The 20,379-nt window shown below is 65.5% G+C and carries 21 protein-coding genes; 4 read left to right on the top strand and 17 right to left on the bottom strand.

From position 1 onward, the window contains the following. Positions 1-31: 31 nt before the first annotated feature. From ABZ677_RS05950 to ABZ677_RS05925, 6 genes are read right to left on the bottom strand one after another with little or no spacing between them, the layout of a single operon-like run. The gene (locus tag ABZ677_RS05950; protein ID WP_037193020.1) at positions 32-1,306 is read right to left on the bottom strand and encodes a deoxyguanosinetriphosphate triphosphohydrolase; all 1,275 of its coding nucleotides are present in this window, start codon (positions 1,304-1,306) and stop codon (positions 32-34) included. Beyond that, on the bottom strand, positions 1,307-2,023 hold the full coding sequence (locus ABZ677_RS05945) for a YdcF family protein (protein ID WP_037193022.1): 717 nt from the start codon (positions 2,021-2,023) through the stop codon (positions 1,307-1,309). It abuts the gene before it with no gap. A gap of 56 nt (positions 2,024-2,079) precedes the next feature. Continuing rightward, positions 2,080-2,688 carry a response regulator transcription factor gene (locus tag ABZ677_RS05940; protein ID WP_037193024.1) on the bottom strand — a complete coding sequence of 203 codons (609 nt, stop codon included), beginning with the start codon at positions 2,686-2,688 and terminating at the stop codon, positions 2,080-2,082. 12 nt (positions 2,689-2,700) lie between these two features. Next, positions 2,701-3,810, bottom strand: coding sequence for a sensor histidine kinase (locus ABZ677_RS05935; protein WP_358367385.1), 1,110 nt, complete (start codon positions 3,808-3,810; stop codon positions 2,701-2,703). Positions 3,811-3,856: 46 nt separating this feature from the next. Next, entirely contained in the window at positions 3,857-4,648 is a 792-nt protein-coding gene (locus ABZ677_RS05930) for an ABC transporter permease (RefSeq protein ID WP_358367383.1), read from the bottom strand. Further along, positions 4,645-5,559 (bottom strand): ABC transporter ATP-binding protein, encoded by a 915-nt coding sequence (locus ABZ677_RS05925; RefSeq protein ID WP_358367380.1) that lies wholly within the window; start codon positions 5,557-5,559, stop codon positions 4,645-4,647. The genes ABZ677_RS05930 and ABZ677_RS05925 overlap by 4 nt, the downstream gene beginning before the upstream one ends. Positions 5,560-5,687: 128 nt before the next feature. Here ABZ677_RS05925 and ABZ677_RS05920 point away from each other — a divergent pair, with 128 nt between their 5' ends. Then, entirely contained in the window at positions 5,688-7,712 is a 2,025-nt protein-coding gene (locus ABZ677_RS05920; RefSeq protein WP_358367377.1) for a TPM domain-containing protein, read from the top strand. 69 nt (positions 7,713-7,781) lie between these two features. Here ABZ677_RS05920 and ABZ677_RS05915 read toward each other — a convergent pair whose 3' ends face one another. After that, positions 7,782-9,167, bottom strand: coding sequence for a glycine--tRNA ligase (locus ABZ677_RS05915; protein WP_032379159.1), 1,386 nt, complete (start codon positions 9,165-9,167; stop codon positions 7,782-7,784). A 185-nt stretch (positions 9,168-9,352) separates the two neighbouring features. Between ABZ677_RS05915 and ABZ677_RS05910 the strand changes: the two genes are divergently transcribed. Next, positions 9,353-9,814, top strand: a complete 462-nt coding sequence (locus tag ABZ677_RS05910) for a metalloregulator ArsR/SmtB family transcription factor (RefSeq protein WP_306437421.1) — start codon at positions 9,353-9,355, stop codon at positions 9,812-9,814. Continuing rightward, positions 9,811-10,251, top strand: coding sequence for a Fur family transcriptional regulator (locus tag ABZ677_RS05905; protein WP_037193030.1), 441 nt, complete (start codon positions 9,811-9,813; stop codon positions 10,249-10,251). The genes ABZ677_RS05910 and ABZ677_RS05905 overlap by 4 nt, the downstream gene beginning before the upstream one ends. A gap of 6 nt (positions 10,252-10,257) precedes the next feature. On the opposite strand, the gene ABZ677_RS05900 is transcribed toward ABZ677_RS05905, so the two are convergent. From ABZ677_RS05900 to recO, 4 genes are read right to left on the bottom strand one after another with little or no spacing between them, the layout of a single operon-like run. After that, entirely contained in the window at positions 10,258-11,250 is a 993-nt protein-coding gene (locus ABZ677_RS05900; protein ID WP_037193032.1) for an iron-siderophore ABC transporter substrate-binding protein, read from the bottom strand. Positions 11,251-11,300: 50 nt separating this feature from the next. Beyond that, the gene (locus tag ABZ677_RS05895) at positions 11,301-11,720 is read right to left on the bottom strand and encodes a hypothetical protein (RefSeq protein ID WP_037193034.1); all 420 of its coding nucleotides are present in this window, start codon (positions 11,718-11,720) and stop codon (positions 11,301-11,303) included. Next, entirely contained in the window at positions 11,713-12,531 is an 819-nt protein-coding gene (locus tag ABZ677_RS05890) for an isoprenyl transferase (protein ID WP_052047848.1), read from the bottom strand. The genes ABZ677_RS05895 and ABZ677_RS05890 overlap by 8 nt, the downstream gene beginning before the upstream one ends. Further along, a complete protein-coding gene (gene recO, locus ABZ677_RS05885; RefSeq protein ID WP_358367371.1) occupies positions 12,488-13,321 on the bottom strand; it encodes a DNA repair protein RecO in 834 nt (277 codons plus the stop codon). Before recO ends, ABZ677_RS05890 begins: the two co-directional genes overlap by 44 nt. Before the next feature lie 72 nt (positions 13,322-13,393). Here recO and ABZ677_RS05880 point away from each other — a divergent pair, with 72 nt between their 5' ends. Then, entirely contained in the window at positions 13,394-14,815 is a 1,422-nt protein-coding gene (locus ABZ677_RS05880; protein WP_358367368.1) for an amidase, read from the top strand. Between the two features lie 12 nt (positions 14,816-14,827). Here ABZ677_RS05880 and era read toward each other — a convergent pair whose 3' ends face one another. The 6 genes from era to ABZ677_RS05850 form a co-directional block, all read right to left on the bottom strand. After that, positions 14,828-15,742 (bottom strand): GTPase Era, encoded by a 915-nt coding sequence (era, locus tag ABZ677_RS05875; protein WP_045194673.1) that lies wholly within the window; start codon positions 15,740-15,742, stop codon positions 14,828-14,830. Between the two features lie 17 nt (positions 15,743-15,759). Further along, positions 15,760-17,082: a hemolysin family protein gene (locus ABZ677_RS05870; protein WP_037193064.1), complete on the bottom strand. Its 1,323-nt coding sequence runs from the start codon at positions 17,080-17,082 to the stop codon at positions 15,760-15,762. 40 nt (positions 17,083-17,122) lie between these two features. After that, entirely contained in the window at positions 17,123-17,665 is a 543-nt protein-coding gene (gene ybeY / locus ABZ677_RS05865) for an rRNA maturation RNase YbeY (RefSeq protein ID WP_032394543.1), read from the bottom strand. Between the two features lie 48 nt (positions 17,666-17,713). Continuing rightward, positions 17,714-18,757 carry a PhoH family protein gene (locus ABZ677_RS05860; RefSeq protein WP_032394544.1) on the bottom strand — a complete coding sequence of 348 codons (1,044 nt, stop codon included), beginning with the start codon at positions 18,755-18,757 and terminating at the stop codon, positions 17,714-17,716. A gap of 93 nt (positions 18,758-18,850) precedes the next feature. Continuing rightward, a complete protein-coding gene (locus ABZ677_RS05855; RefSeq protein WP_358367363.1) occupies positions 18,851-19,606 on the bottom strand; it encodes a prolyl oligopeptidase family serine peptidase in 756 nt (251 codons plus the stop codon). After that, entirely contained in the window at positions 19,603-20,376 is a 774-nt protein-coding gene (locus ABZ677_RS05850) for a 16S rRNA (uracil(1498)-N(3))-methyltransferase (protein ID WP_037193067.1), read from the bottom strand. The genes ABZ677_RS05855 and ABZ677_RS05850 overlap by 4 nt, the downstream gene beginning before the upstream one ends. Positions 20,377-20,379 lie beyond the last annotated feature (3 nt).

The following is a 20,379-nucleotide window of genomic DNA, read 5'->3' as shown; positions in this document are numbered from 1 at the left end:
CGGACCTACCCACATTCGGTCGGCGGCGCGGTCAGCCCCAGCTGGCCTGAGCTCCGAGTGACCGCTTGTCGATGAGTTCGAGTCGACTTTCGGTGTACGACGCGATCTGGTCGACGACCACACGAGTCCGTTCCGCGTCGCTGTCGGCCCGCTGCCAGGCGGGCACCAGAATGGGGTCCAGTTCGCCCGGAGCCGAGCGCATCAACCACTCGGCGACGCGGTGGATACGGTCGCGTTGGCGCTCCTGGCGGATCTTGTGTCCGGCATCGGACATCACGTACCGCAACGCCATCGTCTTGAGCAACGCCACCTCCGAGCCGACGATCGACGGCACCACCAGATCGGCGTCGTATCGGCTCAGCGGCGCAGTGCCGTACTTCTCGTGGGTGCCCTCGATAGCGGCGGTCGCGAAGCGTCCGACCAGTTCACTGGTCATGTGTTTGAGCGCGACGGAGGCTTCGAGGGTGCCGTCGTAGCGTCCGACCGCGACCACGACGGGCATTCTCGACAGTCGATCTGCGGCCTCGATCAGTTCGTCGACATCGAGCCCGCGAAATTCCGAGACGCCGAGTTCGGCGAGAGCGCGTCGCTCGATCGGATCGGACAGAGCCCGTAGGTCGATTCGAGCGTCGATGACGCCGTCCTCGACGTCGTGCACCGAGTACGCCACGTCGTCGGACCAGTCCATGCTCTGCGCTTCGAGGCACTTGTGCTTGTCCGGCGCACCGTCACGCACCCAGCCCAGAATGGCGGAGTCGTCGTCGTAGGCACCGAATTTCGCGCCGGGCGCGGGCCTGATCCACGGATACTTGGTGGCCGCGTCGAGCGAGGCTCGGGTCAGGTTGAGTCCTGCGCTGCGGCCGTCGGCGTCGAGGATCTTCGGCTCGAGTCCGGTGAGAATGCGCAGGTTCTGCGCGTTGCCCTCGAAGCCACCGCAGTTCTGGGCCACTTCGTCGAGGGCGCGTTCACCGTTGTGTCCGTACGGCGGGTGGCCGATGTCGTGCGCCAGCCCGGCGAGGTCCACCAGATCGGGATCGCTGCCCAGACCCTCGGCGATGCTGCGGCCGATCTGGGCAACTTCGAGCGAGTGCGTCAATCGCGTGCGCGGGGTGTCTCCGTCTCGAGGACCGGTGACCTGTGTCTTGTCGGCGAGCCGGCGCAGGGCGGCGCAGTGCAACACGCGCGCTCGATCGCGCGCGAAGGCGCTTCGATGCGAGGCGTTGTCAGCCCCGGCTCGCAGTCCTGCGGTCTTCGGAGGTTCGGGGACGAATCGTTCGACGTCGTGTGCCGAGTATGTGCCGGTCATCTACTGGCCTGCCGTGTAGGAGAAGTCCGCGGTGAAGTGGGTCAGCTGGTACCACAGCAGAGCGCCTGTCTCCCTGGCGATTCCGTGCGCCTGGGATTCTCTGGTGTAGACGGCGGGACCGGTGCGTGTCGGGGAGGTCCAGGCGTCGAGTCCGGCGTCGCGCGCCATGGTTCGGGTGCGTAGTGAATGCCATGGATCGCTGACCAACACCACCGACGACTTGCCTTGTTCGCGCAGGGTGTTGCTCACTGCCTCGATGCTCTCGAGGGTGTCCGAACCGGTCTCGACGGCAGTGATGGCGTCGGCAGGAACTCCCTGATCGATCAGATAGTTGCGGCCCGAGGCGGCCTCGGTGAACAGATCGCCCTCCTGCTTTCCGCCGACGGTGACGATCTCGGGGGCAATTCCCTGTTCGTACAGTGACGCGGCCTGGTCCAGTCGTGCCTCGAACACAGTCGAGGGTGTACCGCTGTACTGCGCCGCGCCGAGCACCACGATGGCGTCCGCCTTGGAATAGTCGTCGATGCGCGCCACCTGCCATACCCGCACCGCTGTTCCGGCGACCAGCACCAACGACATCAGGATCACTCCCGCGACCAGCCGGCCGGTCCAGCGTCCGAGCGTTCCGAAGAAGCCGAGGCGCTCGGGACCGGGGTCCGGGGCATACCGATCGTCGTACGGGTCGCCGTACGAATCTCGGTCGAGAGTTGAATTCACCCCTCGAGTTTGCCAGGCCTACGCATCTTCGGTGGCAGCGGCGCGCCTCGCAGGACCTACAGCCACCCTCGGTCCTCCGCCACTCGCACCGCTTCGGCGCGGGTGCTGGTGCCGGTCTTCCCTATCGCCGACGACAGGTGATTGCGCACCGTTCCCTCCGAGAGGTGGACCTGAGCAGCGATGGACCCTGCCGTCCCGCCCCGGGCAGCCGCGCGGAGAACCTCCTGCTCTCGGGCCGTCAGTGGAGAGACGCCGTCGGTGAGGGTTTCGGTCGCCAGCGTCGGATCGACCACGCGAAGCCCCATGTGCACGCGCCGAACGGCGTCGGCCAGCTGCTTGGCGGGGGTGTCCTTGACCACGAAGCCCGACGCACCCGCATCGATGGCGCGTCGGAGGTAGCCGGGTCGACCGAACGTGGTGACGATCAGCACCCTCGACTGCGGCGCGACGAGCGCCAGTTCGGCGGTGACCTCGATCCCGTTCTTTCCCGGCATCTCCACGTCGAGCAGGACGACGTCGGGTCGGTGTTCGAGAACGGCAGCGGCAACCTCGTCCCCGCGTCCCACCTCGGCGACGACCTCGAGATCGTGTTCGAGCCCCAGCAGAGCTGCAAGTGCACCCCGCACCAGAGCCTGATCGTCGGCCAGCAACAGTGTGATGGTCATTGCGCCTGCGTCCTATTCACCGTGTACCTCCACCCTGAAACCGCCGGTCGGCACCCGGGCGATCGTCAGTACACCACCCGCGGCAGCCACGCGTTCACCGAGACCGCGCAGACCGTTGCCGCCGGACTCCTTCTCTGCCGGTCCCACTCCGTCGTCGACGATGGAGATGCTCGACGCCGTCAGCGTCACCCGGCAGTGTCGTGCGCTCGAGTGTCGAACCACGTTGGTCACCGCTTCCCGGATCACCCAACCGAACAGTTCTCGGTGTCGCAGCGGCACCACGTCGGCGTCAACGGGAAGATCGGCGTCGATTCCCGCGGCAGTCAATGCCGTTTGCGCACTTGCCAATTCGGATCCGATGTCGACCTGCCGCATACCTCCGACGGTACTGCGCACATCGGCAAGTGCTTGCCGAGCAAGGGTTTCCAGCTCTGCGATCTCGACGGCCGCTCGGGCGGGGTCGATCTCGATCAACCTGCCGGCCAGTTCGCTCTTGACGGTTATGACGGTCAGGGAATGGCCGAGGATGTCGTGCACGTCCCGGCTCATGCGCTCGCGTTCGGCCACGATGGCCAGGTCTGCCAATTGTTGCCTGGCCACGGCCAATTCGTGATTGCGCTGGAACACCTGGGTGATGCCCCAGGCCGCGGCCGCGCTGATCAGCAGCTGAAATGCGAAGAAGGTGTCGGGCTCCCAGGACGACAAGAAGCGTGGCACCGCCTCGACGAGCGCGACCATCACCAACACCAACGCCCACGCTTGCCTGACCGGCAGGGTCATCATGGCCAGTACTGCGATGTAGACGGTCGCGCCGAATGCGGTGGTTCCTATCGACACGCTCATGAACACGGTCAGCGCGATCATGACCCCGAGCGCGATCCACGCCTGCGAGACCGGCAGTGGCTTTCCTCGGCGGTGTCCGTTACGAAAACGCCAGAAAGTGGACGTGAACACGGCACCGAAGGCAACGATCGTCATGACCCCGGCAACCTTCGCCGGCACGTAGTCCAGAGCAAGGATGTCGTTCAACGGATAGATCAGGTACACCAGCCAGATGGCTCCGAACATCCAGCCGAACCGCCAGATCCGGCCCTCGGGAAGGTCGGCGGTGAACGTGGTCATGCCGCCCACGGTATCTCTGTGGACGACATGATCAGTGGTTTCGGTCTCAGGCACGCTTGGTGTCTCTTCGGAACAGCAACGCAGCTCCGGCGACGAACGCCGTCGCCCACACCACCAGGTTGATCACGGCGATCAGCAAGGTTCCGGTGTCAGCGGAGGTGAACGGTGCCCGGGTGATGGTGGCCAGGCCGTAGAGCGGGGTGAACTGGGCCAGCATCGGGAACCAGCCGCTGTCGCCGAGCGGAACGAACAGCCCGCCGGCCAACGCCAGGAACGCCAGCACCGGTCCGAGGATCTGCATGACGTTCTCCGACGGCAGCAGGTACCCCATGAACAAGCCGAATGCAGCGAAGACTGCGGACCCGAGCCACGCGATCACACCGCATGCGAGCCACACCCAGATCGGCATGTCGGCCCCGAAGAACTTCGCGACGACGAACACCACGACGATGGCTGCTGCACCCATGGTCATGGCCACGAGGACCTTGGTGACGATGTAGGCGACGGGCTTGAGCGGGGTCAACCGCAACTGTCGGCTCCACCCCTGAGCTCGTTCGACCGACACCATCGCTCCCCCGCTGGTGGTGGCGAGCATCGCGCCGTAGACCGCCATGCTGATGGCGATGTACGCGGTGACGTTCCCATGCGCGAACGGGTAGTCGGTCCGGTAGTCGGACTGCGTACCGAAGATGACGAAGAACACCGGCGGCATCACCAACGTGAAGATCAGAGTTCGCTTGTTTCGGAAGAGCCTGCGAATTTCGAGTCCGAGAAAGGTCGGCGAGAATCCGCCCCAGGCAACGGCTCTGGCAGAGGTGCGGGTGGTGGTCGTGGTCATCGGATGCTCCCGGCGAGGTCGTTGTGTGAGTCGGTGGTGAGGGCGAGGAATGCGTCTTCGAGGTTGCGCGAGACGATTTCGAGATCGGTCGCGTGCGCGTCGTTGAGTAGGTATCGGGCCACGGCATCGGAGTCGCGACCGTGCACGATCACCCGATCGCCGCGCGTCTCGACTCGGTCCACTCCGGGCAGAGAGAGCAGCATCGACTGGTCGACGCCGGGCAGCGTGGCGGTGACGGTGCGCCCTGCCGCCAGGTTCTTCACCTCGGCGGCGCTGCCGTCGGCGACGATCTTGCCGTGCCGCACCAGCACGATGCGGTCCGCGTAGGCGTCGGCCTCGTCGAGGTAGTGGGTTGCGAACAGCACCGTTCGGCCGGTGCTGGCGTCCTGACGAATGGCGTTCCAGAAGTCGCGACGCCCTTCCACGTCCATTCCGGTGGTCGGCTCGTCCAGCACCAGCAGATCCGGATCGGGCAGCAGTGCGAGCGCGAACCGCAGTCGCTGCTGCTGCCCGCCGGAGCATTTGGCCACTCGACGATCTCCGATGTCGGCGATGCCTGCCCGAGTGAGAACCTCCTTCACCGACCGGGTGCGGGCGAACAGTGCCGACGTCAGCTCGACGGTTTCGCGGACGGTCAGATCGCGCAGCAGACCGCCGGTCTGCATGACGGCCGAGATGCGGCCCTGAGCGATCGCGTCGGCGGGAGCTCCGCCGAACACCGACACCGACCCGGTGGTGGGTGTTGCCAGGCCGAGCATCATGTCGATGGTGGTCGTCTTTCCCGCTCCGTTGGGTCCGAGAAATGCGACGACCTCGCCCGGTTCGATGGACAGGCTGAGCCCGTCGACCGCCCGGACCGAGCCATAGGTCTTGGTGACGTTTCGCAGTTCGACTGCCTTCGTTGTGGTCATGGGAATCACTCTGCTGCGATCGGGCGGCTTCGACCTCGTTCGAGCGTCACGATTGCGGGGTGACAACTGTCATGCGTCCGGATCGACCTGCTCGATCTCCTCGCCGTCCAGCCGGTAGATTTCAGCGCATGGCAGTCCAGCACCGGCGGCACACCAGCGCCCCAGTCGTTCGAGCAGCAATCCATCGATTTCGTCGTCTCGCCGCCGTGGGTGCTCTGACCCTGTTCGCCGCGGTCCTGCTCGCGCCAGGGGTTGCATCCGCCGAGGCTCCCTCGCGGCTGGCCACCCAGATCACCGACAACGTCCAGGCACTCGACCCGGATGCCCTCGCCGAGGTCCAGACCTCGATCGACGACCTCTACGGCAACAGTCAGGTCCGGTTGTGGGTCACCTATGTCGCGGACTTCGACAACCTGTCGGCGGCGAACTGGGCCGAGCAGACTGCGTCGAGAAGTGACCTCGGTCAGCGCGACGTTCTGCTCGCCGTGGCGACCGTGGACCGTTCGTACTACCTCGGTGTGAACACCGGGCTGTCTCAGATCACCACCTCCGAGCAAGATTCGATCCGTGTCGACGACGTCGAACCTGCACTGCGCGAAGAAGATTGGTCCGGTGCGGCCATTGCGGCAGCCGGTGCACTCGGCGACGCGTATGCCTCGAGCGGCAGTGGTGGCTCGTCGGCACCACTGCTGATCGGCGTCGGTGTACTGGCCGTGGCCGGCGGCGGAGCCGTCGTCTACTCCTCCCGGCGCAAGAAGGCCCGCGTCGCCGCCGAGGTCGAGGCCGTGGCGAAGATCGACCCGAGCGACCCGGCCGCACTGGCCGCCTTCCCCATCGACGTTCTCGACACCCGTGCCAAGGAAATTCTGGTCGAGACCGACAACGCGGTGCGCGCCAGCGAAGAGGAATTGAATCTCGCCCGTGGAGAGTTCGGAGATTCTGCGGCAGCACCGTTCATCGCCGCCCACGACAACGCCAAGAAGGCTCTCGCGTCCGCCTTCGAGATCCGCCAACGTCTCGACGATGCCATTCCGGAAACTCCCGATCAGCGACGGGCGATGCTCGTCGAGATCATCTCCTCCTGTGGCCAGGCCGATCGCGAACTCGATTCGCGGGTGGAGGAATTCGACGGGTTCCGCGATCTCGTGATGAACGCCGACGCCCACCTCGACGAACTGACCCAGGCCGTCGTCGGCTTGACGGTGAGAATCCCGCAATCCGAATCGGTTCTCACCGAGCTGCATTCGGAATTCGCCGCCTCCGCCCTGTCCTCGATCGCGGACAACGTCACGATGGCCAAGGACCGCATGGCCCTGGCCGAGGACAACATCGAGGCCGGCCGTAAGGCGGCAGCACTGCCACCCGGAAAGCAGGGGCCTGCGGTCACCGCGATTCGTACGGCCGAACGAGCCGTCGACCAGGCCAAGACCCTGCTCGACGGTGTCGACCATGCCCGGGACGACATCAGGCATGCCATCGCCACCCTGCCCGACGCCATCGCGGACGTTCGCCGCGACATCGAGCAGGCTCGCGGCTTGGCCGAACACGGTGGAGCCGAACTGCAGTCGGCGATGACTGCGGCGCAGACGGCGCTGAAGAACGCGGAGACGGCGCAGTCCTCGGACCCTCTCGGCAGCTACACCGCGCTCGCGGCGGCCGACGCCGAACTCGAGAAGATCGTCGACGAGGCGTCGGCGGACAAGGCGGCCGAGGACCAACTGCGGGCCCGTCTGGATCGCGACATCGCGGCCGCTCAGGCGCAGATCACCGCTGCCGCGGACTACATCTCGACACGTCGCGGCGGGGTGGGTGCCGACGCCAGAACGCGCCTGTCCGAGGCCGAACGCCACCTCGGTGCGGCTCGCCAACTCGAGGCCGAGAACCCCGACGAAGCCCTCAAACATGCACACGCAGCCAGCCAATTGGCGTCACGCGCATCGCAGATCGCCCAGGCCGATGTACAGAACTGGGAAAATCGTCACGGCCCGCGCGGTGGCGGTAGCGGCGGCAACGTCGCGGGAGCCGTGCTCGGCGGCATCCTGATCAACAGTGTGCTTCGCGGCGGCGGAGGTGGCGGAGGATTCGGCGGCGGCGGGGGCTTCGGAGGCGGCGGCGGTGGCGGCGGATTCGGCGGTGGTGGCGGCCGCTTCTGACCCACCCATCGACAGCCGACAGGGCCCGATCTCATCGCGAGATCGGGCCCTGTCGGGTGAGTGAGGTTCTTACGCGCCGATCAGACGAGACGCGATGTAGCCCTCGACCTGATCGAGTGCCACACGCTCCTGCGCCATCGTGTCGCGCTCGCGGATGGTGACGGCATGATCGTCGAGGGTGTCGAAGTCGACGGTGATGCAGAACGGGGTGCCGATCTCGTCCTGACGACGGTAGCGGCGACCGATGGCTCCGGCGTCGTCGAATTCGACGTTCCAGTACTGACGCAGTTGCTGCGCAAGGTCTTTCGCCTTGGGCGTCAGATCGGCGTTGCGCGAGAGCGGGAGCACCGCGACCTTGACCGGAGCGAGACGACGGTCGAGCTTGAGCACGACACGCTTGTCGACGCCGCCCTTGGCGTTGGGGGCCTCGTCCTCGGTGTACGCGTCGACGAGGAACGCCATCAGCGAACGCGTCAATCCTGCGGCCGGCTCGATGACGTACGGGGTGTAGCGGGTGTCGGTGGCCTGCTCGTAGTAGCTCAGGTCCTGACCCGACGCCTTCGAGTGCACCGAGAGGTCGTAGTCGGTGCGGTTCGCGACGCCCTCGAGTTCGCCCCAGGCACTGCCCTGGAAGCCGAACTTGTACTCGATGTCCACGGTGCGCTTGGAGTAGTGCGACAGCTTCTCCTTGGCGTGCTCGTAGAGCCGCAGGTTCTCCGGATCGATACCGAGATCGGTGTACCACTTCATGCGGTAGTCGATCCAGTACTGATGCCACTCGTCGTCCTCGCCCGGCTTGACGAAGAACTCCATCTCCATCTGCTCGAACTCACGGGTGCGGAAGATGAAGTTGCCGGGAGTGATCTCGTTGCGGAAGCTCTTGCCGATCTGGCCGATACCGAACGGAGGCTTCTTGCGTGAGGTGGTCAGCACGTTGGCGAAGTTGACGAAGATGCCCTGTGCGGTCTCGGGACGCAGGTAATGCAGGCCCTCTTCGTTGTCGACCGGGCCGAGGAAGGTCTTGAGCAGTCCCGAGAATGCACGCGGTTCGGTCCAGGAGCCGGGCTCACCGGTCTCGGGGTCGCGAATGTCGGCGAGGCCGTTCTCCGGCGGGTGACCGTGCTTCTCCTCGTAGGCCTCGATGAGGTGATCGGCGCGATAGCGCTTGTGGGTGTGCAGCGACTCCACCAGCGGGTCGGAGAACGTCTCGACGTGACCCGACGCCTCCCACACCTGCCGCGGCAGGATCACCGAGGAATCCAGCCCGACGGTGTCGTCTCGGCTGGTGATCATGTTGCGCCACCACTGCTTCTTGATGTTCTCCTTGAGCTCGACGCCCAGCGGGCCGTAATCCCAGGCCGACTTGGTACCGCCGTAGATCTCGCCGCACGGGTAGACGAGGCCTCTGCGCTTGGCGAGGTTGGCGACGGTTTCGACTTTGGACTTGGGTGCCACTGGCGGAGCTCTCCATCTTCGGTTACATCGTGTAAGAGGTGACGTGGGCGGTTTTCGCCCTGATCAGACTATCTGGCTCGTCGATCGAATCCGAACAGCGGTCGAGTCGGGAAGTTGACATGCGCACCTGTGCATATCACAATGAATACGATTTGCAATAACAACTACTGCACTAACCTGGTGCCATGACGTCGATCGTGCAGGGAGAGTCCGCCGGCAACGAGCCGGCGACCGAAGGAGCCGCAACCGTGTCCACGGACTCGACAGTGGAAGCAAGTTCGACCCACAGGCAGGACCCCGAGCATCCGTTGCACTCCGGCGATCCGTTCGCCGTCGCTCCCCCGGCTCACATTCCGCCGAAGGAGACACTGACTGCGGCAGGCGACATCCTGCGAGCACTCGCGGCTCCGGTACGCATCGCCATCGTGCTGCAGCTGCGCGAGTCCGAGCGATGCGTCCACGAACTCGTCGTCGCCCTCGGTGTCACTCAGCCGTTGATCAGCCAGCACCTTCGGGTACTCAAGGCAGCGGGTGTGGTGCGCGGAGAACGCAACGGCCGTGAGGTCCTGTACCGACTGGTCGACGATCACCTCTCCCACATCGTCGTCGACGCCGTGGCCCACGCCGAGGAAGGCCGGAACCCGTGACCGACAAGTCCACCGATACCGCAACCCCCAGACGACCGGTCGTCGTCGGGGTGCGAGCCACCAAACAGCGCAGCGCGATCTCGGACCTGCTCGACACCATCGAAGAGTTCAAGTCCGCACAGGATCTACACGACGAATTGCGCAAGCGCGGTGAGGGCATCGGCCTCACCACGGTGTATCGCACACTCCAGACCTTGGCGGACGCCGGGACCGTCGACGTACTCCGCACCGACAACGGCGAGTCGGTCTACCGGCGCTGCTCGTCCGGGCATCACCATCACCTGGTGTGCCGCTCGTGTGGTTTCACCGTCGAGGTCGAAGGCCCCACCGTCGAGAAGTGGTCGCAGAGTGTCGCCGAGTCCAACGGCTTCAGCGACGTGAGCCACACGATCGAGATCTTCGGCACCTGCAGTCAGTGCAGCGCTGCCGCTCGGTGAATCCGCTCAGGCGACGGCCTCTGCCACGCGAGGTACCAACGCGTCGATGGCGAACGGAATCGACAGCACCGAGTTGTACGTGATCGCTCCACGCTGATCGGTGGACAACGGAACGATCGCGTCATTCCGTGCAGCATCGAGCGTTCCGAAGATCGGGTTCTCGGCCACCACGTCGATGTCGTCACCGGTACCGAGGTAGAGCACCAGATCCGCGTCGAGCATCGAGATGTTCTCGGCCCCGACCGGAACGAAGAAGTTGGTGCCGTCGTCCTCGGCGCGGATCGCTTCCGGGACCTCGAAGCCCAGCGAGGTGACGAATGTACCGCGGGCATCACCGGGCAGAAATGCGCCGAACTGGCCGTCGTACGGAAGCACCACTGCTGCCGTCTTGCCTGCGAACTCGGGATGTTCGCTTCGAACCTGCTCGAGCGCAGCGGTGGTCTGCGCATTCAACTCCTCGCCGCGGTCGCGTTCACCCATCGCGCGCGCGATGGTGTCGGTGGCCACCTCACGATCGACGGCATAGGCGGCAGATCCTGCAGGTCGGGCGACAGTCGGCGCGATGCCGCTGAGCCTTTCGTACGTCGCCTCGTCGAAACCTGCATTGAGTCCGGTGATCAGATCCGGTGCCAAAGAGGCGATCAGCTCGAAGTTCGGCTCGGACTCCGAGCCCAGCAGAGTGAGCGGTGCGTCTCCCACCAACTCGTCGGTCCACGGTCCCAGTCCGGTCTCGTAGAACGTGTACCCGGTGTTGCCGACGGGAACGGTGCCGAGCGCGATGACGGCATCGGCGTCGGACACCCCGAGCGTGACGATGCGAGTGGGCTTCTCCGGAATGGTCGTGCTGCCGTAGATGTGATCGATGACCACCGGGAATGCACCGTCCGCCGACTGCGTTGCCGTGTCGCCGGTGTCGGCGGTCGAACAGGCCGTCACCGCCACACCGAGGGCGATCACCGCCACCACAGCCGTGAGCATTCGGGTCCACCGCACAGTCATTTGCATCCGCCTCTACTGGAAGTAAGTACAGGCAAACCTTAGCTGACGGATCAGGGCAGTAGACCCTCACGGGCCTTCTCGACTCCGGCGAGCACCAGAATGAGCATCGTCAACATTGCCTCGTCGTCCAGGCCGCTCGCGGGAAAGGTGTAGCGCAACAACACATCTGCGAGCTTGTCATGGGTGTTGACCGAGATCGCACCGAACTGCGAATCCGCATTGCGGTCGGCAACTTTCTTGTGCAGAGCCGGCTTCAGCGGCCGGTCCCACGCCAGGACAGCCGTCAGCGAGAGCACCTCGAGTTCGGGCGAGAGTCGAACGGCACGCAGCGAGCACAGAGCGCCCGCGTAGTCGAAACCGAGAGAACCCTCGTCACCGAGTGTGACCGTCGCGAACTGCGAGAGCGCCAACTGGGCACGGGCCTGCAACGAAAGCCCCTCGTCGGGCGCCCCGTTCGCGATGTCACTCATATTTGACTCCACCGAATCGTCGGTCCCGCGAGGCGTATTCGATACACGCCTCCCACAGATCCCGACGGTCGAAATCCGGGAAGAGCTTCTTCTGGAACACGAACTCCGCATAGGCCGACTGCCAGAGCAAGAAGTTCGACGTCCGCTGCTCCCCCGACGGACGCAGAAACAGATCCACGTCGGGCATATCCGCTTCGTCGAGGTACTTGGCGACGGTGGCCTCGGTGATCTTCTCGGGGTTCAGCTTGCCCGCGGCCACCTGCCGAGCGATTTCCCTTGTGGCATCGGCAATCTCGGCTCGGCCACCGTAGTTGACGCACATCGTCAACGTCATCACGGTGTTGTGCTTCGTCAACTCCTCGGCAACTTCGAGTTCCTTGATGACACTGCCCCACAACCTCGGTCGACGGCCGGCCCAGCGAACTCGGACACCCATCTCGTTCATCTCGTCGCGTCGACGACGAATGACGTCACGATTGAAGCCCATCAGGAACTTGACCTCGTCGGGACTGCGCTTCCAGTTCTCCGTCGAGAATGCGTACGCGGACAACCACTGCACCCCGATCTCGATGCACCCGCACACGGTGTCCATGAGGACCGCTTCGCCCTGCTCGTGCCCCGCGGTGCGCGGCAGACCACGATCCTGTGCCCATCGACCGTTGCCGTCCATCACCAGTGCGACATGGCGAGGAATCAGTTCCGGCTGCAGGATGGGCGGCCGAGCGCCCGACGGATGCGGATCGGGAGGGCGCACTGCCGACTGTTCGTCAGGCCGGGGTTGCGGCTCTCGTCGTCGAATCACGGTCCCCATCCTGCCCGACGGTGTCGGCGAACACGGAGTCAGGTTGCGCCAGCGGCACCTGATGCGGGTGCGAGCGTTCGATGAGCGGAAGTGTGCGCAACTGTCGTTCCAGATGCCATTGCAGATGCGCCGCCACCAGTCCGCTGGCCTGCTTGCGGACGGCGTCGGAGGTGGTGACGGTGTAGTCCCACTCCCCTCGTTCGAGCGCGACCATCAGATCGAGAACCCCGCTCGACGGCGTCGCCGATCCCGGCGGACGGCAATGCACGCACACGGCTCCACCGGCAGCGACATGGAAAGCTCGATGCGGCCCCACCGCTGCGCACCGCGCGCAGTCGGACAGTGCGGGAGCCCATCCGGCGAAACCCATCGCACGCAGCAGGTACGCGTCGAGGACCAGTTCGGGAGGCCTGACGTGCTGCGCGAGGGCCCGCAGGGCACCGACGGTCAACTGATGCAGCCGCTGCGCGGGTGCGTGCTCCTCGCCTGCCAGCCGTTCGGCGGTTTCGAGAACCGCACATCCGGTGGTGTAGCGACCGTAGTCGGCCACGATGTCTCCGCCGAACGCGTCGACCGTGTGCACCTGGGTGACGATGTCGAGGTTGCGTCCCGGGTAGAGCAGAACGTCGATGTGCGCAAACGGTTCCAGCCGCGCACCGAACTTGGATTTGGTGCGGCGAACCCCCTTGGCGACGGCCCGAACGATTCCGTTCTCCCTGGTCAACAACGTGACGATGCGATCGGCCTCACCCAGCTTGTGCTGGCGCAGGACGACTGCGTTGTCACGGTATGGCCTCACGTCATCCAGTGTCCCACGCGCGCTGCGGCGGTGACCGTTCCCGCGCTGACGAGAAGTCGATACTGTGCAGGCGTGGATTTTCATCGGTCGACTCTCGTTGCCCAGGCTGCCGCTCTCGCATCGGGTCGCATCACGTCGGTACAGGCGGTCACCGAATCACTCGATCGCATCGAGAAGAGCCAACCCACGCTCAACGCGTTCCGCATCGTGCGCCGCGACGCCGCCCTCGCCGAGGCAGCCGAAGCGGATCGCCTGCGCGCCGACGGCACCACCGCTCCCCTGCTCGGCGTTCCCATCGCCGTCAAGGACGACGTCGATGTCACGGGCGAACCGACCGCCTTCGGTTGCGCGGGCGACTTTCCACCCGCAACCTCGGATTCGGAGGTGGTACGCAGACTGCGTGCTGCCGGAGCGGTCATCGTCGGAAAGACCAACAGCCCCGAACTCGGCCAGTGGCCGTTCACCGGCGGTACCTTCGGCCACACCCGCAATCCGTGGGACCGCGAGCGCACCCCCGGCGGATCCTCGGGCGGTAGCTCTGCAGCAGTGGCTGCCGAATTGGTCTCTGCCGCTCTGGGTTCCGACGGTGCAGGCTCGGTGCGGATTCCGGCCTCGTGGACGAACCTGGTGGGGATCAAGCCGCAACGCGGACGCATCTCGTCGTGGCCGGAGCCCGAAGCATTCAACGGCATCACCGTCATCGGCCCGCTCGCACGTACCGTGGCCGACGCAGCCCTGCTCCTCGATGTGGTCTCGGGCAGTCACGACGGAGATCTGCATCGTCCGGCTCCGCTGACCGTCTCCGACGCCGTCGGGCGCGATCCGGGTTCGCTGCGGATAGCGCTCAGCCTGCGCAAGCCGTTCATCCCGACGCCCGCACCACTGGACCCGGAGATCGCCGCTGCCGCGTACGAGATGGCAGCGGTGCTGCGATTGCTCGGACACCGGGTGGTCGTCGACGACCCGGCGTACGGAATGTTGTTGGGGCTCAACTTCTTACCGCGCTCGCTGGCAGGCGTGGCGACCTGGCTCGACCGCCTTCCCGATCCGTCTCTCGCCGACCCGAGGACCCGGGCCAACGCCAAGAGCGGCCGGGCACTCGCCGGAGCCCCGTTGCGCGCAGCCCGTGCGGCCGAACCGCGCATCGGACGCCGCGTCGGCCGGTTCTTCGACGAGTACGACATCGTGCTCGCCCCGACGACGGCTACTCCGCCGCCGCGGATCGAGGCCATCGACGGCATCTCCAACGCCGATACCGATCGGGTCATCACCGAGCACTGCCCGTACACCTGGCCGTGGAACGTGCTCGGCTGGCCGAGCGTGAACGTGCCCGCAGGATTCACCGCCGCCGGCCTACCCATCGGCCTGCAGTTGATGGGCCACGAATCCTCCGAGCCGCTACTGGTATCGGTCGCCGCTCAACTCGAGAACGTGCTGCAGTGGCACCGCAAGCGCCCCGATCCCTGGTGGACCCAGGTGAGCGAAACCTCGTAGCCCACTACGGGATCAGAAGCCGAGCTTGCCCATCTGCTTCGGATCGGTCTGCCAGTCCTTGGCTATCTTGACGTGCAGGTCCAGGTAGATCCTGGTGCCGAGCAGCTTCTCGATCTGCAGCCGCGACGCCGTGCCGACCTCTTTGAGTCGCGAACCGCCCTTGCCGATGATGATCGCCTTCTGGCTCGATCGCTCGACGTAGAGGATCGCGTGCACGTCGAGCATGTTGTCGTGGCCTTCACGGGGCAGGACCTCGTCGATGACGACGGCCAGCGAGTGAGGCAGCTCGTCGCGGACACCTTCGAGCGCGGCCTCACGGATGAGTTCGGCCATGAGGATTTCCTCGGGCTCGTCGGTCAGCTCACCGTCGGGGTAGAACGCCGGCCCCGGTGGCAGTTCGGAGGCCAGCAGATCGACGAGCTTCTCGATCTGCTCGCCCGATTCGGCCGACACCGGGATGACGTGCGAATTCTCGCCGAGCAGCTTCGACAGCGACATCAGCTGCTGTACGACGCGTTCCTTCTTGACCTTGTCGATCTTGGTCACGATGCCGATGAGCGTCGTCTTGGGGGCGATGTGCCGCACCTGTTCGAGAATCCATCGGTCGCCGGGCCCGATCTTCTCGTCCGCGGGGATGCAGAGTCCGATGACGTCGACCTCGGAGTAGGTGTCCTGCACGAGGTCGTTGAGACGTTGCCCCAGCAGCGTTCTCGGTCGGTGCAGGCCGGGAGTGTCGACCAGGATCAGCTGGGCGTGCTCGCGGTGCACGATGCCGCGAATGGTGTGCCGCGTCGTCTGGGGACGCGAGGACGTGATGGCGATCTTCGATCCCACCAACGCGTTGGTCAGTGTTGATTTGCCGGTGTTGGGTCGGCCCACGAAACAGACGAATCCGGATCGGAACTCACCGTTGTTCTGCTCGGACACAAGAGCACCTCCAGATTTCAGTGTTGGCGAGTGGCGTCGGACGAGTCGTCGTCCTCGGTGGAGTCTTCTTCGGGTTCGAGCTTCTCGACCAGGACCGTGGCGATACGGACGCGGCCCTTGGGGTCGGCTCCACCTTCTCCGCGCAGCAGCAGGCCATGAGTGATCACCTGCGAACCGGGCAACGGTACTCGACCGAGCTCGTAGCCGAGGAGTCCGCCGACGGTGTCGACTTCCTCCGATTCGATATCGATACCGAAGATCTCGCCGAGGTCCTCGAGCGGCACCCGCGAGGAGAGTCGATAGCGTCCGTCGTCGAGTTCCTCGATGGGCGCAACCTCGTCGGAATCGTATTCGTCGGCGATCTCGCCGACGATTTCCTCGATCACGTCCTCGATGGTCACCAGCCCGGCGATGCCCCCGTACTCGTCGACGAGCAGGGCCATGTGGTTGCGATCGCGCTGCATCTCGGCGAGCAGACTGTCGAGTGCCTTGGAGTCGGGAACGAAGACGGCCGGACGCATCAGCTCGGAAACCTGCACTCCGCGGCCACCGTCGGTGGAGTAATACGTCTGCTGCACAAGATCTTTGAGGTAGACGACACCCACCACATCGTCCACGTTCTCGCCGATCACCGGGATGCGGGAGTGTCCGCTGCGCACGGCCAACGAGGTGGCCTGTCCTGCTGATTTGTCGGACTCGATCCACACCATCTCGGGGCGCGGGACCATGACCTCACGGGCCGAGGTGTCGCCCAGCTCGAACACCGACTGGATCATCCGCCGTTCGTCGTCGGCCACGACGCCGCGCTCGCGGGCCATGTCCACCAGTTCTCGAAGCTCGATCTCGGAGGCGAAGGGGCCGTTGCGAAATCCCTTACCGGGCGTGATCGCGTTACCGATGAGGATGAGGAGTCTGCTGATCGGTCCGAGGAGCCACCCGAGGGCACGCAACGGAAGTGCGGCCGCCAACGCGATCGAGTACGCGTTCTGCCGACCGAGGGTTCGCGGACCGACACCGATCACGACGTAACTGACCAACACCATGGCCACCGCGGTGATCACCAACGCCATGGTGGAGTCGATCAACTGCGTCAGGCCACCCGCGAGCAAGACGGTGCCGCCGATTTCGCACAGAATGCGCAGCAGCACCATCAGGTTGACGTATCGCGGGCGGTCACCGACCACGACGACGAGGCCGGTGGCACCGGGGCGCTCGTCCTTGACCATGTCGTCGATTCGCGCACGCGAGACCGTGTTCAGCGCGGAATCGACGGCGGCGAACAGGCCTCCGAGAGGCACGAGAAGGACTGCGAACACGATGAGCGCAACAGCACTGCTCACGCGCTACGACCCCACACTTCCAGCTGTTCGACCACGCAGGTCATCGATCGAGTCCGTCGACGAAACCGGCCTTGCCGAGGAGCCGGGCATCGCGGGCGGCCTGTTCGGCTGCCTGCTCTGCCCGCCTGGCGTCTTCGTACCATTCGGCCAGCAGCCGGTTCTGCAGCTCGAACATTTCCTTCTCTTCGTCCGGCTCGGCGTGGTCGTAGCCGAGCAGGTGCAGTACACCGTGCACGGTCAGCAACGCCAGCTCGTGCTCGAGCGAATGACCAGCTGCAGCAGCCTGATCGGCGGCGAACGACGGGCACAGCACGATGTCGCCGAGCATCGCCGGTCCGGGTTCGGGGGCGTCGGGACGACCGCCCGGCTCGAGCTCGTCCATCGGAAACGACATCACGTCGGTGGGGCCGGGTAGATCCATCCACCGCATGTGCAGATCTGCCATCGTGGCCGAATCCACCAGCACCATCGACAGTTCCGCGGCGGGATGCACGTCCATGCCGGCGATCGCGAACCGTGCGACCGAGACCAGCTCGGGTTCGGAGATGTCCATCCCCGACTCGTTGGACACTTCGATACTCATCTAGCCACTACCCACGCTCTCGTTGCCTGTCGTTTTCGTACATCCGAATCATCTTCTCGCCGAACGCGGTCCACCGGTGCGGCGTTGCGCCCTGTTGGGAATGACGCCTTCCGATGTCGACTCGAACCGCTCGTACGCGTCGACGATCTCCGAGACCAATCGGTGTCGCACCACGTCGCTGCTGGTGAGCTGCGCGAAATGGATGTCGTCGACGTCGGTGAGGATCTCCGACGCCGCACGCAGCCCGGATCGCGCGCCACCGGGAAGGTCGACCTGAGTCACGTCGCCGGTCACGACGATCTTCGACCCGAATCCGAGTCGGGTCAGGAACATCTTCATCTGCTCGGCGGTGGTGTTCTGCGCCTCGTCGAGAATGATGAATGCGTCGTTGAGCGTGCGGCCGCGCATGTAGGCGAGCGGGGCGACTTCGATGACCCCGGCCTGCATCAGCTTGGGAATCGCCTCGTCGTCCATCATGTCGTGCAACGCATCGTGCAACGGACGCAGGTACGGGTCGATCTTCTCGTGCAGCGTTCCGGGAAGGAAGCCGAGCCGCTCCCCCGCCTCCACTGCCGGACGCGTCAGGATGATGCGGCTGACCTGCTTGGTCTGCAGTGCCTGCACGGCTTTCGCCATGGCCAGGTACGTCTTGCCGGTACCCGCGGGACCGATTCCGAACACGATGGTGTTGGCGTCGATCGCATCCACGTACCGCTTCTGATTCAGCGTCTTGGGGCGGATCGTCTTGCCGCGGCGCGAGAGGATGTCCAGGCTCAGCACCTCGGCCGGTGAATCCGACACGCCCTCGGTGAGCATGGCGATCGATCGGCGCACCGCATCGGGAGTCAATGGCTGAGCGCGCTTGGCCAACGCGGCCAACTCGGAGATCACCCGTTCGGCAAGCGCCACATCGGCCACTTTTCCGGTGAGCGTCACGGCGTTTCCTCGTACGTGGATATCTGCCGTCAGCATCTGTTCGAGCGCCCGCAGGTTCTCGTCGGACTGTCCCAGCAGTGGCATCACCGCTTCGGGGGCGAGTTCCAAGGTGGACCGAACGTCACGCTCGGCGGGAAATTCGCTGTGTTCACTCACGTGGTGGCTATGGCCTGCTCTCTGGTGTCGGCTAATCGGACGCGCACTTGGTATGGATCGAGTTTAACGCCGCAGCAACGATGCGCATTCCCATTACTCGCTGGTGGCACCGATCACCGCGTCGAGCGAGAGCGCCCAACACCGCGAATCGGGATTCAGGAAAGCGAAGTGGTCCTCCCCCGGCACGATCGTCAGTCGCGCGTCGTCCCCGGCAGCGCTCGCCAGCGCTACGTACCGCTCGCTCTGCGCCGCGGGTACCTGGATGTCCTCGGATCCGTGCAGGGCGATCGTCGGGATGCCGATGGGCGCGCGGGCCGCGGGTGAGGCCGACCGGTACAGGTCGGGATCGTCCTCGTACCGGGCCTGCAACAGCGCCTCGACTGCTGGGTTGGTGCGTCCCGCCGCACCGCGAGGTTCCAGGTCGAGCACGCCGGCCTGCGAGACGATGCGCGACGGGCGGACCTTCGTGCCGGTCTCGCCGCCGAGCCACACAGCCAGGTGTCCGCCTGCCGAGTGGCCGATGACGCGGACGTCGTCGATCCCGACCGGGGCATGGTGCTGCAGTTCCCCGGCGACCACGTCGAGTGCTGCGGTCACATCGGACTGCATCTCCTGCCAGTACCCACCTGCGCCGACGCGTCGGTACTCGATGTTCCACGCGACCGCTCCGGCTCCGGCGACTGCGCGGGCGAACTGGGTACCCAGAGTGGACCCGTACTGTCCGCTCCAGAAGCCACCGTGCACCACCACGACCACCGGCGTCCGGTGATCCATCGGCTCGGCAGGCAGGTAGAGGTGGCCGAACTGCTCCGGGTGATCGCCGTACTCGATCTTGATCCGCGCGCTCACGAGTTCTGGAAGTCGGGCGGTAGTTGGGTCCAGCGCGAGGTCAGGACACCCAGCGCGCCGAGAGCCACAGCTCCTGCCGTCGAGGTGCGCAGTACCGTCGGGCCCAGCACCACCGGCGTCGCACCCGCCTCGGTCAGAGCGGTGACCTCCCTGTCGTCGAGCCCGCCCTCGGGTCCGACGACGATCACGACCTCGGGCACCGAGTCGAACGGCAGATCCCGGAACGCCGAGGTGGCCGCCTCGTGCAACACGGCGACGATTCCGCCGCGCTCCACGACGCCGCGCACGAAGGCGCTGACCTCCCGCGAATCGTGCAGCTCGGAGACCTCGGGGACGAATGCCCGACGCGACTGCTTGGCTGCCTCCGCTGCGGTGCTCCGCCACTTGGCGACGCCCTTGGCTGCCTTCGGGCCTTCCCACCGTGCGACGCATCGCGCGGACTGCCAGGGTACGACCGCGTCGACGCCCGCTTCGGTGGCCAGCTCGACGGCGAGTTCCGATCGGTCCGCCTTCGGCAGCGCCTGTACGAGCGTCACCACCGGAGTGGGACGCGGCATCTCGCTGCGCGACTGCACGGTCAGTTCCAGTCGGTTCTTCTCCGCTGCGGCGACGATCGCGTCGGCCAAGCCGCCTGCTCCGTCACCGAGGAGCACCCGCTCGCCGACGCGGATGCGTCGAACCGTCGCGGCGTGGTGCCCTTCCTTGCCGTCGAGCACCGCGAGCTCGCCGACGTTCGGCAGGGGCGAGAGGTAGAAGACCGTGGGGGCCATCGA

Origin of the sequence: Rhodococcus sp. NPDC006774, assembly GCF_040636045.1 — a bacterium.
Lineage (GTDB): Bacteria > Actinomycetota > Actinomycetes > Mycobacteriales > Mycobacteriaceae > Rhodococcoides.
The sequence above is the reverse complement of the archived record's forward strand: the minus strand, read 5'-3'. Positions and strand labels throughout refer to the sequence as shown.